This window comes from Bradyrhizobium sp. UFLA01-814, assembly GCF_046718885.1.
In the GTDB taxonomy this organism is placed as follows: Bacteria; Pseudomonadota; Alphaproteobacteria; order Rhizobiales; family Xanthobacteraceae; genus Bradyrhizobium; species Bradyrhizobium elkanii.
In genome coordinates, this window is sequence record NZ_JAQOSR010000031.1 from 46,377 (window position 1) to 59,508 (window position 13,132).

The 13,132-nt window shown below is 65.0% G+C and carries 17 protein-coding genes; 11 read left to right on the plus strand and 6 right to left on the minus strand.

Annotation, left to right across the window (positions count from 1 at the left end):
• Nucleotides 1-64: 64 nt before the first annotated feature.
• From PMN64_RS12265 to PMN64_RS12280, 4 genes are all read left to right on the plus strand, one after another.
• Nucleotides 65-1,312: an acyl-CoA dehydrogenase gene (locus PMN64_RS12265; protein ID WP_411780880.1), complete on the plus strand. Its 1,248-nt coding sequence runs from the start codon at nucleotides 65-67 to the stop codon at nucleotides 1,310-1,312.
• A 116-nt stretch (nucleotides 1,313-1,428) separates the two neighbouring features.
• On the plus strand, nucleotides 1,429-2,679 hold the full coding sequence (locus PMN64_RS12270; RefSeq protein WP_411780881.1) for an acyl-CoA dehydrogenase: 1,251 nt from the start codon (nucleotides 1,429-1,431) through the stop codon (nucleotides 2,677-2,679).
• Between the two features lie 98 nt (nucleotides 2,680-2,777).
• A complete protein-coding gene (locus PMN64_RS12275) occupies nucleotides 2,778-3,491 on the plus strand; it encodes a nitroreductase (protein WP_411780882.1) in 714 nt (237 codons plus the stop codon).
• Nucleotides 3,492-3,566: 75 nt separating this feature from the next.
• The gene (locus PMN64_RS12280; protein ID WP_028339111.1) at nucleotides 3,567-3,977 is read left to right on the plus strand and encodes a hypothetical protein; all 411 of its coding nucleotides are present in this window, start codon (nucleotides 3,567-3,569) and stop codon (nucleotides 3,975-3,977) included.
• Between the two features lie 88 nt (nucleotides 3,978-4,065).
• Here the strand turns inward: PMN64_RS12280 and PMN64_RS12285 are convergent, their stop codons facing one another.
• Nucleotides 4,066-5,073 carry a helix-turn-helix transcriptional regulator gene (locus PMN64_RS12285; RefSeq protein ID WP_411780883.1) on the minus strand — a complete coding sequence of 336 codons (1,008 nt, stop codon included), beginning with the start codon at nucleotides 5,071-5,073 and terminating at the stop codon, nucleotides 4,066-4,068.
• An 82-nt stretch (nucleotides 5,074-5,155) separates the two neighbouring features.
• Between PMN64_RS12285 and PMN64_RS12290 the strand changes: the two genes are divergently transcribed.
• Complete coding sequence (locus PMN64_RS12290) at nucleotides 5,156-5,800, plus strand: glutathione S-transferase family protein (protein ID WP_411780884.1); 645 nt, start codon at nucleotides 5,156-5,158, stop codon at nucleotides 5,798-5,800.
• Between the two features lie 14 nt (nucleotides 5,801-5,814).
• Entirely contained in the window at nucleotides 5,815-6,249 is a 435-nt protein-coding gene (locus tag PMN64_RS12295) for a DUF6157 family protein (protein WP_411780885.1), read from the plus strand.
• A 169-nt stretch (nucleotides 6,250-6,418) separates the two neighbouring features.
• On the opposite strand, the gene PMN64_RS12300 is transcribed toward PMN64_RS12295, so the two are convergent.
• A complete protein-coding gene (locus PMN64_RS12300; RefSeq protein WP_411780886.1) occupies nucleotides 6,419-7,204 on the minus strand; it encodes an enoyl-CoA hydratase/isomerase family protein in 786 nt (261 codons plus the stop codon).
• A gap of 11 nt (nucleotides 7,205-7,215) precedes the next feature.
• The gene (locus PMN64_RS12305) at nucleotides 7,216-8,328 is read right to left on the minus strand and encodes a cyclic nucleotide-gated ion channel (RefSeq protein ID WP_304497554.1); all 1,113 of its coding nucleotides are present in this window, start codon (nucleotides 8,326-8,328) and stop codon (nucleotides 7,216-7,218) included.
• 319 nt (nucleotides 8,329-8,647) lie between these two features.
• Between PMN64_RS12305 and PMN64_RS12310 the strand changes: the two genes are divergently transcribed.
• Both PMN64_RS12310 and PMN64_RS12315 read left to right on the plus strand, forming a co-directional pair.
• On the plus strand, nucleotides 8,648-9,316 hold the full coding sequence (locus tag PMN64_RS12310; protein WP_028339105.1) for a Crp/Fnr family transcriptional regulator: 669 nt from the start codon (nucleotides 8,648-8,650) through the stop codon (nucleotides 9,314-9,316).
• Nucleotides 9,313-10,215: a DUF6537 domain-containing protein gene (locus tag PMN64_RS12315; protein ID WP_411780887.1), complete on the plus strand. Its 903-nt coding sequence runs from the start codon at nucleotides 9,313-9,315 to the stop codon at nucleotides 10,213-10,215. The genes PMN64_RS12310 and PMN64_RS12315 overlap by 4 nt, the downstream gene beginning before the upstream one ends.
• 168 nt (nucleotides 10,216-10,383) lie before the next feature.
• On the opposite strand, the gene PMN64_RS12320 is transcribed toward PMN64_RS12315, so the two are convergent.
• The 3 genes from PMN64_RS12320 to PMN64_RS12330 are packed head-to-tail and all read right to left on the minus strand — an operon-like array spanning nucleotide 10,384 to nucleotide 11,084.
• Complete coding sequence (locus tag PMN64_RS12320) at nucleotides 10,384-10,602, minus strand: hypothetical protein (RefSeq protein ID WP_028339103.1); 219 nt, start codon at nucleotides 10,600-10,602, stop codon at nucleotides 10,384-10,386.
• A 49-nt stretch (nucleotides 10,603-10,651) separates the two neighbouring features.
• Nucleotides 10,652-10,867: a hypothetical protein gene (locus tag PMN64_RS12325; RefSeq protein WP_028339102.1), complete on the minus strand. Its 216-nt coding sequence runs from the start codon at nucleotides 10,865-10,867 to the stop codon at nucleotides 10,652-10,654.
• A 25-nt stretch (nucleotides 10,868-10,892) separates the two neighbouring features.
• Nucleotides 10,893-11,084 carry a hypothetical protein gene (locus tag PMN64_RS12330; protein ID WP_038384855.1) on the minus strand — a complete coding sequence of 64 codons (192 nt, stop codon included), beginning with the start codon at nucleotides 11,082-11,084 and terminating at the stop codon, nucleotides 10,893-10,895.
• Nucleotides 11,085-11,408: 324 nt separating this feature from the next.
• On the opposite strand from PMN64_RS12330, the gene PMN64_RS12335 reads away from it, so the two are divergent.
• The 3 genes from PMN64_RS12335 (at nucleotide 11,409) to PMN64_RS12345 (ending at nucleotide 13,019) form a co-directional block, all read left to right on the plus strand.
• Nucleotides 11,409-11,615: a hypothetical protein gene (locus PMN64_RS12335; protein WP_028339101.1), complete on the plus strand. Its 207-nt coding sequence runs from the start codon at nucleotides 11,409-11,411 to the stop codon at nucleotides 11,613-11,615.
• A 91-nt stretch (nucleotides 11,616-11,706) separates the two neighbouring features.
• Nucleotides 11,707-12,069, plus strand: a complete 363-nt coding sequence (locus tag PMN64_RS12340; RefSeq protein ID WP_028339100.1) for a PRC-barrel domain-containing protein — start codon at nucleotides 11,707-11,709, stop codon at nucleotides 12,067-12,069.
• 188 nt (nucleotides 12,070-12,257) lie between these two features.
• Nucleotides 12,258-13,019 (plus strand): Crp/Fnr family transcriptional regulator, encoded by a 762-nt coding sequence (locus PMN64_RS12345; RefSeq protein WP_411780888.1) that lies wholly within the window; start codon nucleotides 12,258-12,260, stop codon nucleotides 13,017-13,019.
• The last annotated feature ends 113 nt before the right edge of the window (nucleotides 13,020-13,132 follow it).

Consider the following 13,132-nt stretch of genomic DNA (forward strand, 5'->3'; position numbering starts at 1 on the left):
TTGGGAATCGAGATTCCGGGTTCGAGGCTCCGCATCGCCCCGGAATGACGGAAAGAAAGCCACCATGAATTTCGACGACACCCCGCAGGAGGCCGCATTCCGCGCCGAGGCGAAAGCCTGGATCGCGGCCAATGCGCCCAAGCAATATGAGGACGAGCTGCGCAAGGCCTCGCTCGGCCGCGTTGCGCTCAAGGGCGCCAACATTCTCGAGGTCGCAAAGGCCTGGCAGAAGAAAAAGGCCGACGCCGGCTGGGCCTGCCTGCACTGGCCGAAGGAGTATGGCGGTCGCGGCGCCTCGCCGATCGAGCGCGTGATCTGGCAGCAGGAGGAGGGGCCGTTCGGCCGCCTCAGCTCGATGTTCATCATAGGCCACGGCATGTGCGGCCCGACCATGATGGCGTTCGCCGGCGAGGAGCAGAAGCGCAACTATCTGCCGCCGCTCGCCTCCGGCGAGAAAATCTGGTGCCAGCTGTTCTCCGAGCCGGCCGGCGGCTCCGACGTCGCCGGCCTGCGCACCCGCGCCGAGAAGCACGGCGACGAATGGGTGATCAACGGCCAGAAGATCTGGACCTCAGGCGCGCATTATTCCGACTACGGCATCTTGCTCACCCGCACCGATCCGACCGTGCCCAAGCACAAGGGCCTCACCATGTTCTTCCTGGACATGAAGAGCCCGGGCGTTGAGGTCCGGCCGATCAAGCAGGCGAGCGGCGCCTCCGACTTCAACGAGGTCTATTTCACCGACGTGCGCATTCCGGACTCGCAGCGGCTCGGCAATGTCAATGACGGCTGGAACGTGTCGCTGACGACGCTGATGAATGAGCGGATGTCGATCGGCGCCGGCGTCGCCACCGGCTTCCCCGAGCTGTTCGACTATTGCGGCAGCCTGATGCTGGAGGATGGCCCCGCGATCGAGAATCGCGCGGTGCGCTCCAAACTTGCGAACTGGGCGGTGAAGGCGAGCGGGCTGAAATACACCAGCATGCGCGCGGTCTCGGCGCTGTCGAAGGGCGAGCGTCCGGGACCGGAGAATTCGATCGGCAAGCTGGTCGCCGGTTCGATGATCCAGGACGTCGCGACCTACGCGCTCGACCTGCAGGGCGCCGCGGGTGCCTTGAGCGGACCCGAGGATGCCGAGGTCGCCGGCAAATTCCAGGCGATGCTGCTGCGTGCGCCGGGCACCCGCGTCGAGGGCGGCACCGACGAGATCATGCGCAACATCATCGCCGAGCGCGTGCTGGGCCTGCCCGGCGACATCAGGGTCGACAAGGACGTTCCCTTCAACAAGATCCCGACCAAGGGAAGAGCATAACCGTCGTTCCGGGGCGGCGCGAAGCGGCGAACCCGGAACCTCGAGCCGCACCGCTCATCTCCAGATTCCGGGTTCGCGCTGTGCGCGCCCCGGAATGACAAGAAAAAGGAGCCGCCATGAATTTCGATGACACGCCGCAGGAAGCCGAGTTCCGCGCCATCGCCCGCAAGTGGATCGCGGCCAACGCGCCGAAGGAGTTCGAGGAGGAGCTCTCGAAGTCGTCGCTCGGCCGCATCAGGCTTGCGAAGCACGACATGGTCGAGGTCGGCAAGGCCTGGCAGAAGAAGAAGGCGGAGGGCGGCTGGGCCTGCCTGCATTGGCCGAAGGAATATGGCGGCCGCGGCGCCACCCCGATCGAACGCGTGATCTGGCAGCAGGAAGAAGGCGTCTACGGCAAGCTGACCCAGCCGTTCCAGATCGGCGAGGGCATGTGCGGCCCGACCGTGATGGCCTGGGGCAACGAAGACGCAAAACGCCGCTATCTGCCCAAGCTCGCTTCGGGCGAGGAGATCTGGTGCCAGCTGTTCTCCGAGCCGTCGGCCGGCTCCGACGTCGCGGGGCTGCGCACCCGCGCCGAGAAGAAGGGCGACAACTGGGTCGTCAACGGCCAGAAGATCTGGACCTCAGGCGCGCATTACTCCGACTACGGCCTGTTGATCGCGCGCACCGATCCGAATGTGCCAAAGCACAAGGGCCTCACCATGTTCTTCCTCGACATGAAGAGCCCCGGCGTCGAGGTCAGGCCGATCAAGCAGGCCAACGGCATGCAGGAGTTCAACGAGGTCTATTTCACCGACGTCGTGATCCCGGACAGCCAGCGGCTGGGGGCGGTCGGCGAGGGCTGGAGCGTCTCGCTGACCACGCTGATGAACGAGCGCATGTCGATCGGCGCGCGGCTCGCCACCGGCGTGCCCGAGATGTTCGAATTCTGCTCCAATTTGATGCTGGAGGACGGTCTTGCGATCGACGATCCGGCGGTGCGCTCCAAGCTTGCGAGCTGGGCGGTGAAGGCGAGCGGGCTGAAATACACCAGCTACCGCGCCATCTCGGCGCTGTCGAAGGGCGAGCGACCGGGGCCGGAAAACTCCATCGGCAAGCTCGTCTCCGGCCTGATGCTGCAGGATATCGCGACCTATGCGATGGACCTCGAGGGCGCGGCGGGCAGCCTCACCGGCACCGATGAGGAGCAGGCCAACGGCCAGTTCCAGCAGATGCTACTGTCGTCACCCTCGATGCGCATCGCCGGCGGCACCGACGAGATCCTGCGCAACATCATCGCCGAGCGCGTGCTGGGCCTGCCCGGCGACATCCGCGTCGACAAGGACGTGCCCTACAACAAGATCCCGACCAAGGGGCGGGGTGGTTAGTCGTCATTCCGGGGCGATGCGAAGCATCGAACCCGGAATCTCGAGATTCCGGGTTCACGCTTCGCGTGCCCCGGAATGACGAAAAAAGAGGATATATCATGGACGCGAAGACACCGAACCCGCGTTACGCGACCGAGGACCGCATCGGCGCGCTCGAGGAATTGCTCAACGAGCGCTACTCGGTGCGCGCGTTTCAGCCGCGCGAAGTGTCGCGCGAGGTCATCGAGCACATTCTGTCGACCGCGCAGCGCACCGCGTCCTGGTGCAACAGCCAGCCCTGGCAGGTGCTGATCGTCTCCGGCGAGGCCAAAGAGCGGTTTCGCAAGGCGATCTATGCCGAGGCCTCGCGCGGCCTCGCCGAGGACTACGACTTCACGCCGCCTCGCGAATATGCCGGGGTCTACCTGGAGCGTCGCCGCGAGAGCGGCTTCCAGCTCTACAACACGCTCGGCATCGCGCGCGGCGACAAGGCAGCCTACGCAAAGCAGGCGCTGGAGAACTACAATTTCTTCGGTGCGCCGCACATTGCCGTGATCCACACCAATGAGCCGCTCGGCATCTATGGTGCGATCGACTGCGGCGGCTATGTCTCGAATTTCATGCTGGCGGCGCAGGCGCTCGGGCTCGGCACCATCCCGCAGGCGGCGATCGCGCGCCATTCCGGGCTGATCCGCCGTCATTTTAACCTGGCCGACGATCGCCGGGTTGTCTGCGGTATCTCGTTCGGCTATGCCGATCATGAGCAAAAGGTGAACAGCTACCGCACGTCGCGTGCAACCGTGGAAGACACTGTCACATTCGTCGATGTATAGTTTCCTGAAGGCGGGAAGGTCGGTTCACCCCCCGCCGAGGACAAGAAAAGCTACAAAGAAACGACAAGAACAAAAATGGCGAATAACGCCTCCCTGACGCCGGCTGAGATCAGCTGGCAGCTGCACCGTCTGCCTGCGCTTGAGCGTGACGCGTTCATCGCCGCGCATTATCTGGGCCAGCAGGTCGCCTGGAAGACCCGCTTCTTCGACGCGATCGACTGGGGCGCAGGCTCGGTGCTGCAATTCAGTTTCCTGCAGCGCGGCTGGCATCGCCATTCGCGGCTCGACAATCCGATCTATGCCTATCTCGACATCGAGCAACATCCGGAAACGCGCGGCCTGCGTCGCGGCCGCCGGATCGATCTTGAGGGCACGATCAAGGGTGTCGACTTCGTGACCGGGATTACGCTGACGCTGGACCGGTTCGAGATCCTGCCGGTGAATTTTTTCGACCGCTTCGTCATCAGCTCCGACAGCCGCTACTAGCAAGCAGCGAACCGCAGACTCTGCTCCACCTCGCCCCGTAAGAACGGGGCGAGGGAGCGCTGCTCCTGCGGCTCCATTCAACCCAGTCTCATCGCGCTTTAGCGCCCGCCACCGCGCGGCGTGGCGGCGCCTCGGCATAGCGCGCGGCCATCGCGCCGGTCAGCTCGGCCATCTTCTCGCGCAACTCCCCCGGCGCGATCACTTCGGCCTCGGCGCCGAGCCGCAGCAACTCGGTCGCCGCATGCCAAACCGTCTTGCCGACCGGCATGGTGGCGAGCCGCCAGCCGTCGGCGTCGGTACCATCAGTGAGCCGCATCCGCGCCTTGACGTAAGGGTGCGCAAGCGCGTCGAACAGTTTCAGCCCGAGCGGCGACAGCCGCACCGTGGCCTTGTTCGGATGCAGCTCGGCCTCCAGCCGCTCGATCGAGGCGCCCCAATAGGCGGCGAGGTCGAACTCCGCGGGCCGCGCGAACGGCGTCTCCAGCGTCGCGCAGTCCAGCACGCGTGCGACGCGATAGGTGCGCACATTGCCGTCGACAAGGCCGGCGAGATACCAGCTGCCGCCCTTCAGCACGAGGCCGAGCGGTGCCACGCGCCGCCGCTTCTCGGCCTTCCAGCTCTGGTAGCGGATCTCGAGCATGGTCTCGCGCAGCACGGCGCCGGCGATAGCGCGCAGATGCCTCGGCTCCTCGGTCTCGCCGAACCAGCCGGGCGCGTCGAGATGGAAGCGCTGCTGCATTCCTCTCGCGTTGGGCCGCAGGTTCTCCGGCAGCGCCGCCATCAGCTTGGTCTGCGCCGCCGCCATCGCGGCATCGAGGCCGAGCGCGGCGGCGGGCCCCGGAAGTCCGGCCATGAACAGCGCCTCGGCCTCGCCCTGCGACAGCCCGTTGAGCCGCACGCGATAGCCGTCGAGCAGGCGATAGCCGCCCTCGGCGCCGCGGTCGGCATAGACGGGAACGCCGGCGGCGGCGAGCGCGTCGATGTCACGATAGATCGTGCGTACCGAGACCTCGCAGGCTTCCGCCAGCTCAGGCGCGGTGACCTGCCCCCGCGCCTGCAGGGTGGTGAGGATGGAAAACAGCCGGCTCGCGCGCATGGCCAGATCATACCTGACACAAGATGTCAGGTATAGGCGGACATAAGGAGCCATGCCCCTGACGGCGCAAGGAGACCCGCCCATGACCACCACCGACCGCGTCACGCTGTATTATTCGCCGCAGAGCCGCGCCACCGGCACCCGCGTGCTGCTGGAGGAACTCGGCGCGCCCTACGATCTGCACGTTCTCAACATGAAGGCGGGCGAGCAGCGCAAGGACGCCTATCTCGCCATCAATCCGCTCGGCAAGGTGCCGGCGATCCGCCATGGCGACGCGCCGGTGACCGAACAGGTCGCGATCTTCATCTATCTCGCCGATCTGTTTCCGCAGGCCGGCCTGACGCCGGCGCTGACCGACCCGCGTCGCGGCCCGTATCTGCGCTGGATCACCTATTACGGGTCCTCGTTCGAGCCGGCCGTGATCGACCATTTCATGAAGCGCGAGCCCGCGCCGATCACGCAGTCGCCTTACGCCGATTACGACACCATGCTGGGCGCGCTGGAGACGCAGCTGGCAAAGGGGCCCTATCTGCTCGGCGAAGAGATCACGGCGGCCGACATCCTCTGGGGCATCGCGCTCTCTTGGACCATGATGTTCGGCATCGTGCCGAAAACTGACGTGTTCGTCCGCCATGCCGAACGCATCGCCGCGCGCCCGGCCTTCCAGCGGATATCGAAGGCCGACGACGAGATGGCGGCGCAGCATGCGGCGGCCGCCGGAGTGTGATACGGATCGGCCCGATGACGAAAGTCCTGCACAGCACCAACTGCTTCAACACCCTGATCCGCGTCGCGGAGGACTGCCCGGCGGAGCGCGGCGAGGAGCCGCAGCCGCGCGGCGGCCAGCCGACGGTTGCCGTGCTGCAATACCGGATGATCGCGGGCGCGCCCTACAAGTACACCTCCGACGACGTGGTGTTCGCGACGTCGGCGGCCGGCCGCGCGCTCGATGCGAAAGCGGCGAAGAAGGCGCGCAGCCTCGCCCGCGAGACGTTCTTCTCGCGCGGCCAGGCCTGCATGCGCGCCTCGCCGCTCGGCAAGCGTTTCGGCTGGGGTGTCCATGCCGACGCCGAGGGCCGCATCGCGCTCTACGCCGTCGACAGCAAGCGCTACCAGGCACTCGCGGCGGACCCGGAGGTCGCGCAGGTCCGCGCGATGCGGAGCAAGCGGGCGTAGCGGGCTGCAGCGAGAGTTTGCGATCAAACGCGCACTGTTGAACCCGTCATCCTGAGGAGCGCGTAGCGCGTCTCGAAGGATGAATCGGCCACCAGCCGGGCCATCGACCCTTCGAGACGCGCGTTCCGCGCTCCTCAGGGTGACGGGACTGATAGTGTGATCCGTTCGGTCAAAACCTCGGCGCACGCTTCTCGGCGAATGCCTTGATGCCTTCCTTGATCTCGTTGCCGCGCATGCTGTCGCGGTGACGGGCATCGGCGGCGGCCTCGTCCAGCTCGCCGCGGGCGAACTCGTTGATCGCGCGCTTCATGCCGGCCATCGCCTTGGGCGCGTTGCCGGCCAGGATCGTCGCGAGCTTGTCGACCTCCTCGTCGAGCAGGTCGAGCGGCACCATCGCGGTGAGGTAGCCGATCCGCAGCATCTCCGGTGCCGTGATCCTTTGCGCGGTCAGGAACAGCATCTTGGCGTTGTCGACGCCGAGCCGCGTGACGTAGCGCTGGATGCCGCTCTTGTAATAGTGCAGCCCGAGCCGCGCCGCCGGCATGAACATCTCGGCGCTATCGACGCCGATGCGAAAGTCGCAGGCGAGCGCGAGGTCGGTCGAGCCGCCATAGACGCCGCCATTGAGCCGGCAGATCGTCGGCATGCTCAAATCCTCGAGGCGGTTGACCACGACCTCGAACGCCGAGCCCGCGCTCTGCTGCTCGCTCGCGCTCACCGCGCGCTCGGCCACCGAGTTGAGGTCGTAGCCGGCGGAAAACGCGCGGCCGGTTCCGGTCAGCACCAGCACGCGGATCGCAGGATCGGCCTCGATCCGGTCGAACAATTTCAGCAGCTCGCCGAGGTCCTCGGCCTGCAGGCGGTTGAGATGCTTCGGCCGGTTGAGGCGGATCGTTGCGCGCGCGCCCGCGATTTCGAGCACGGGTCCGCTGGCGGTGTCGGCCGCGTCAGCCATCTTGGTCTCCATCATTGATTCTCACGTTCGCGCCGCTTGGCCTCGGCATCGATGGTCTCGGCGAGATCGGGATGCCTTGCCATCAACAGGCGGAAATCGACCAGGTCAAGCACCAACAGCCTGGTCACCTTGCTGGTCGCGACGCTGGCGCCGCGCTTGGCGTTACCGAGCAACGCCATCTCGCCGAAGAACTCGCCTTCGCCGAGCTTCACCTTGCGCCCGGGCAAGTCGACCTCGACCTCGCCGGCGGCGACGAAATACATGCAGTCGCCATTGGTGTCCTTGCGGATGATCATGGTGCGCGGCGGCAGGTCCATGGTCCGCAGCATCTGGGTGACGTCGGCGATCGCGGCCGGGCCGAGATGCGCGAAGAACGGCACCTTGCTGACGGTCTCCCAGGTTCGCAAGAAATTGTCGCGGCGGGTTTCGGCGGCAAAGCCGGTCGCCAGAATACCGGTCCACAGCCCGAACACGCCGAGACCCGAGATCATCACCATGGCGGCGACCACGCGGCCGAGCGGGGTGATCGGCACCACGTCGCCATAGCCGGTCGTGGTCAGCGTCACCACCGCCCACCACAGCGCCGCCGGCACACTGCCGAAGGTCTGCGGCTGGACGTCCCGCTCCAGGAAATATTCCGCGACGGAGGCCAGGAACACCACCATCAGGAAGATCACGAGCACGCTGAGCAGCGGCCCGGACTCCACCACCAGCACGCGCCGGAGCTGGCGCAGGCCGGGAATGCCCGGCACCACCTTGAGCACCCAGAGCACGCCGAGCAGCCAGGCGGTTTTCGGCTCGACGCCGGACAGCAAGGCCACCGGCACGGCCAGCGCGCCGATCGCATCGACCACGCCGGCGCTCGACAGCGCGTAGAACCAGAACTTGCCCTGCCGGCCCATGTGGCGCAGCCGCACCAGCCATTCGAACACGAAATAGGCAAGGCAGGCCCACAGCAGCGCATCGACCCAGCGCGGCGCCGCGTCATGGGCCGGCGCGACCGTCAGCAGCGTCATCGTGGCGACGCCGGCCGCGACCGCGACATAGGCTGCCGTGGTCATGTTGCGGCCGGCGGTGGCGGAAACGAAGCGCGTCAAGGCCGGAAGGACGAGCCGCTTGGACATCGGAACGGAGCTTGCCTGTCGGTGAACTGCTGGAATTGAGGCCCTGCGAACGGCGGAGCCGATGGCACAACGTGCCTCTCCCGGTTGAGGCCGTCAACGCGCAGGCCGTGGCGGCATGATCGCTGGGGAAGACGACCGCATCTGTTGGACGAAAGGCCTAACCATGTTGGCCCGATTTTGCGCCCGCGAATGTGAGAAATCGGACAAATCGTCGCTTTTTCCCGTATATCAGGGATGCTGGTCGCTGATGCGACCCGGGCCGGAATGAAGCGACTAATAAGACGATCTTATTCACTTCTTGAGCATTGGCTGGTTTCCGATGGATACCTCACATCTCGCGCAGCACGCCGGCGCTGCCGGCAGTCTCTTCGCTTCGATCTTCGTGGTCGCCACGCTGTCAATGCGCACCATGATCCCGTTGCGCGTCTTCGCCATCCTGACCAACATCATCCTGATCGCGACCGCGATCCCGACGCACAATTATGCGACGCTGATTCTGCATGCCGTGCTGCTGCCGGTGAACACCTATCGGCTGCACCAGATGCTGCAACTGGTCCGCAACGTGAAGAAATCGGTCAACAGCGATCTGTCGATGGAATGGCTGAAGCCGTTCACGACGGAACGCAAATGCACCGCGGGCGAAGTCCTGTTCTACAAGGACGAGAAGGCCGACAGCATGTTCTACATCGTCAGCGGCCGCTTCCGCCTGGTCGAATCGGGCATCGAGCTGCCGGTCGGCGCCCTCGTCGGCGAGTTCGGCATGCTGTCGCCGTCGAACACGCGAACCCAGACGCTGGAGTGCGTCGAGACCGGCATGGTGCTGTCAGTGACCTATGATCAGGTCGAACAGCTTTACGTCCAGAACCCGGCCTTCGGCTTCTACTTTCTGCGCCTCGCCAGCGCCCGTCTGTTCCAGAATATCTCGACGCTCGAGCAGCAACTTGCGCAGCACACGACCCCACAGGTTGCGGAGCCAAAACCTGCATGAGCCCCGTGACGAGTTCTGGAGGCGCCGCAGTGCCGGATGACGACGGTCTCCTGGCTTCGCTCCGTTACCTCTTTGCCGACATCATCGGCGATGAGGACGAGGGGCCGCCGGTGCTGCCCGACGCCTGCCCGGACCATCTCGGGCCCGCGGTCACCAAGGCCATCGATCGGTTGATCGCCTATCAGAGTACGAGCTACGCCCAGCTCTATATCGACCGGCTCAAGCGCTTCGCCGGCCGCCGCGGCGTCGACGACGCCCTGCTTGCCGAGATCGCCCGCCTGATGGCGGAGCGCATGGCCTATGAGGACGCGATCCGCATCGCGCAGCTCAAGCTTGGCGAAGTCAATGCGGTGGGCGGCCTTGCGGCGCGCTCGGCCGACGACGTCAAGAAGTTTCGCCTTGACGAGTTGATCGACGCCTTGCCGGCGGTGGTCGCCGATCCGGTGCTCGGCGTGCTGGATCAATTCGGCTGGCGGCGTCGCCGGGTCTCGATCCGCTTCAGCGCCAACAACCGCTTCAGCGTTCGCCGGCTCAGGATCGAGGCGGGCCTGAAACGCTGGCGGCTGTTCTCGGGACGCTATGCCAGGGAGCGCGTCTGGGTCGAGCGCTGGCTGCACATGATCGACCGCAGCCTGACCAAGCAGCCGGGCGCCGCCCCGGCGGTCGTGCAGACCGCGACCATGATCCAGGGTTACGGCGATCCCTACCGCCAGGGCATCGCGGACTGGCACGTGATCATCGACGGGCTCGCCAAGCCGACCTTCGACGGCGTGCTCGTGCTTCCCGATCTTGCCAACGCCATTGCGGAAGCGCGCGCCGCCATCCTGCCCGATCCGCGGCAGGCAGCGCTGAAGCGCAAGGTCGCGGAGATTCGTGCGCGGGCGCCGGCGGTGTCGTAAGAACCTTCGCCGTCATTGCGAGGAGCGAAGCGACGAAGCAATCCAGTTCTCCGCTTGCGGCGCTATGGATTGCTTCGCTTCGCTCGCAATGACGCGGGAAGCTATCACCGTCACCCTGAGCGCGCTCTAACGGGTCTGAAAGACTCCCCGCGGCTCTGCCGAAGCCGCCTACCGCTTGATGTGCGGCGGCTCGTCGTAGCCGCGGCGGCTGGAATAGAACAACAGCCCCATCAGGCCGATGCAGACCGCAGCCAGGACAGCAACGCCGATCGTGAACACCACGATGCCGTAGGTCGGCACCGGAGCGTCCACGGTCAGGCCTTCATAGGCGTAGGCGCCGACGGCGGCCAGAAAGGCCAGCAGGCCGATGCTGATTGCAATGCGCATGCGTAGCTGCCTCTGCTGAGGGCCGAGGGCAACAGGGCAATTGCGCCGGTTATCCCGCCGCGGCGGTGGCCTTGGCCAGCGCCTGCTGTCCGGCTTCGGTTAGCTCGGAGAGCGTCGTCCTGCCGTTCTTGGCGCATTTGATGATGTATCGGGCAACGCGGCGGCGGGTGTCATGTTCCTCGCCGTGAGGTGCGTCTGCGCAAACGCGATCAAGCGCAGCGTTCATGGCGAAGAGCGTGCGTGAGTCAAACCGTTCCTCGATCATCGCAGCTCTCCTTTGCGACTCGCGGCTACTTGCGGAACGTCAGCCACTCGCTGACTTCCATCACAGTCTCGGTCTGTCTGGCCTTCTTCATCAGCGTTTCGCGTTCCCGTCCCGGCGGCAGTTTGCGTGCCGCAATGCGCGAATCTTCGGCGAATTTTTGCAAGCGGTTTTCAAACGATCCGGGAGGCCGCGACCTGTTGCGCTTCTTCTTGATCATGCCGTCTCCGAGCTGGAACCAGCAATACTAGGCTTGTTCCCCGGATGCCGTCGTTAACCCATGACATCGGGCGAATTGAAAAAACACGCGCCCAAAGTCGCGACCAAAAATCGCGACCAAGGATCGGGACCAAGGATCGCGCAGGACCGCAGGAACGATCTTCGGCGCTCTGCGTAACACCCGTGCGTTCGCTGCTTTGCTCCCCGAAAGGCGGTGGACCACTCCGGTGACGGGCCTCGGCGAATTTGATCGCCGAGGCCCGCATGTCTTCAAGCAAAGCGGCCAAGGAAACAAGAAGGACATAAGCCAAGAAGGACATCATCAATGGCACATTCCAATCAGGGTATCGTGAAGGACAACAAGGGGCAGGAACAGCCGGCCGACAAGCAGCGCGCGCAAACCGCGCACAAGACCGACCCGCGAAAGTCGAATGCGCGCGAAGCGACGCGTGATCCGAAATTGAACGATGCCGACAAGACGCCGGGATCCGGCATGACATCAGACGACCGCGGCGATCCTCCAACAGGCTGAACGGCGTTCCGCTCTGCAGCAATCGCGGCAATGCGGCAGGAACGATGACCCGGGTCGACGGTTGGCGTCGAGGGATCAATGGAGAACTGACATGGCGATGGACGAGAAGGAGGTCGGAAACCTGATCGGCAGCGACAAGGTCGAGGGCACCGCGGTCTATGGCTCCGACGAGCGCAAGATCGGCTCGATCGAACGGGTGATGATCGACAAGAAGAGCGGGCGGGTGTCTTACGCCGTGCTCGGCTTCGGCGGCATTCTCGGTCTCGGCAACGACCATTATCCGCTGCCCTGGCAGTCGCTCAAATACGACACGAGGCTGGGCGGTTATGTCACCGGCGTCACCGAGAGCCAGCTGCGCGGCGCGCCGAAATACGGCAGCGAGCGGGATTGGAATTGGTCGGATATCGGCGCCACGCGCGCGGTGAACGAATACTACGGCGTGCCGTTCGTCTGAGCGGCGCCGGGCCCGCACTTCACTGGCGCCCCACCGGAGCTGACCTGTATGGCGGTTGCCGACATTAGCGTCGCATCCTTGGGGCGTCTGTACACTAGTGAACATACGTCAAAAGCTGTGCAATGTAACATACGTAATTGAAGTCGGTCCTGCAGTTGCCCGATTGAACATGCGGGAGACCAATGTCGTTGCCGTCGCTAATCCGGAAATTGGAGCAGTTTGCACGGCTTTCGCCGGTAGACCACGTCCTTCTCAATCGCGCATCCACCGAGCGCGTCCGGCATTTCGGTCCGCGGGTCGACATCGTCCGCGAAGGCGAGAAGCCGAAGGACGTCCATCTGATCCTGTCCGGCTGGGCCTATCGCTACAAGCAGCTCGAGGACGGCCGGCGTCAGATCGTGGCCTTCTTCCTGCCCGGCGACATTTGCGATGTGAACGTCTTCATCCTGCGCGAGATGGATCATTCGATCGGTACCGTCACCTCAGTGTCGATCGCCGACCTCTCCCGCGAATTCTTCGACAAGGTCGCAGCCGGACATCCGCGCATCGTGACCGCGTTCTGGTGGGAAACCCTGGTCAACGCGGCGATCCAGCGCGAATGGACCATGAGCCTCGGCCAGCGAACGGCGCTGGAGCGGATGGCCCATCTGCTGTGCGAGATCTGGCTCCGGCTGCGTGCCGCTGGCCTGACCCAGGGCGACAGCTGTGATTTCCCGCTGACCCAGGGCGATCTCGCCGATGCCACCGGGCTCTCCAAGGTTCACGTCAACCGAACGCTGCAGGAATTGCGCGCCGGCGGCCTGATCGTACTGAAGGGAAAGACCCTGGTCGTCCCCAATCTCGAGCGGCTGATGCAGGCCGGCCTGTTCAACCCGAACTACCTGCACATGGATCACGAGGGACGGCAGCTCGATGCCGCCGCGACGCCGACGGACGCGGCGGCCGGGTAGTAGCCCGCGCAACATATTCCCTGTCGCCCTGCGAAAGTGTTTGGTCCCGTTTGATTGGCAAGGGCCTGGATTGGCGTCTTGTAGCCGAGGCATTTGAGGCGGGTTCGGTTGTA